The sequence below is a fragment of the Streptomyces albireticuli genome (genome assembly GCF_021228125.1).
Taxonomy (GTDB): domain Bacteria; phylum Actinomycetota; class Actinomycetes; order Streptomycetales; family Streptomycetaceae; genus Streptomyces; species Streptomyces albireticuli.
In genome coordinates this window covers 1-1305 of sequence record NZ_JAJQQS010000077.1, presented here as the reverse complement: position 1 = coordinate 1305, position 1305 = coordinate 1, and the positions used below count along the sequence as shown (strand labels likewise).

At 67.3% G+C, this 1305-nt stretch carries 1 protein-coding gene; it reads left to right on the top strand.

Features of this window, described 5'->3' with window-relative positions; translation table 11 throughout:
- The first annotated feature begins 69 nt into the window (after positions 1-69).
- Positions 70-1277, top strand: a protein-coding gene (locus tag LUZ64_RS36625) for an IS3 family transposase (RefSeq protein ID WP_095581684.1) whose coding sequence is annotated in 2 segments (ribosomal slippage) — positions 70-361 and positions 361-1277 — 1209 coding nt in all. Because the reading frame shifts where the segments join, the coding sequence is not laid out codon by codon here.
- Positions 1278-1305 lie beyond the last annotated feature (28 nt).

Below are 1305 nucleotides of genomic sequence, written 5' to 3'. Positions count from 1 at the left end.
GGGTCTTGACCCCGGGTTTTGGACACCGGAGAGACTTGGATCTTGATGGTCCAGGAGAACGGAGTCCCCGTGGGGATGAAGCATTACCCCGCCGAGTTCAAGGCGGACGCGGTGGCGTTGTACCGGTCGAGGCCGGGAGCGACGATCAAGTCCGTCGCCGCTGATCTCGGAGTGAACACCGAGACGCTGCGGAACTGGATCCGGGCCGCCGACGGGCGCCGCCCCGGCGCCCACTCCGCGCCGCCAGCTGTTGTCCGGACCGGCGGTGACGACGTTCAGGCGGAGCTGGCCGAGGCACGGAAGAGGATCCGCGAGCTGGAGGAAGAGCGCGACATTCTCCGCAAGGCGGCCCGGTATTTCGCGACGGAGACGCGCTGGTGAACCGCTGCCAGTTCGTTGATGACCACCAGCGCCGTCACGGCGTGAAGCGGCTCTGCGACATCCTCGGCCTCTCCCGGTCGAGCTTCTACTACTGGCGCCGCACCGCGGCCGCGAGAGCGGCCCGGCAGACCGCCGAGGCCGGGATCGAGGCCCGGATACGCGAGGTCCACCAGAACTCCGACGGCACCTACGGAGCCCCGAGAGTCACTGCCGAACTCCGCGACGAAGGGATACGGATCAACCACAAACGCGTCGCGAGGATCATGCGGACCATCGGACTCGAAGGGGTCCGACTGCGCCGCCGGCACCAGACAACTGTCGCGGACCCGGCCACGGCGAAGGCGCCGGATCTGATCTGCCGTGACTTCTCCGCGGACGCGGTGAACACGAAGTACGTCGGCGACATCACATACCTGCCGGTCAGCGGCGCGAAGTCGCTCTATCTCGCGACCGTCATCGACCTCGCCTCACGCCGGCTGGCCGGGTGGGCGATCGCTGATCACATGCGAGCCGAGCTCGTCGTCGACGCCCTCGCGGCAGCCGAGCGGACCCGCGGGAGCCTGGCCGGATCTGTGATGCACACCGACCACGGCTCGCAATATACGAGTAGGGCCTTCGCTGAAATCTGCAGGTCAGCAGGGGTCCGGCAGAGCATGGGCGCGATCGGGTCCAGCGCGGACAACGCCGCCGCGGAAAGCTTCAACGCCGCCTTCAAGAGGGAGACGCTCAAAGGCCGGAAGGCCTGGTCGAGCGAGCGTGAGGCCAGGCTCGACGCCTTTCGCTGGCTGACCCGATACAACACCCGACGCCGGCACTCCCGCCTCGGCCAGCGGTCCCCGATCGCCTACGAGAACGACTTCCAACCAGCAGCAACTACCCTGACTCAAGCCGCATAGACGTGTTCAAACTCCGGGGTCAAGGCCC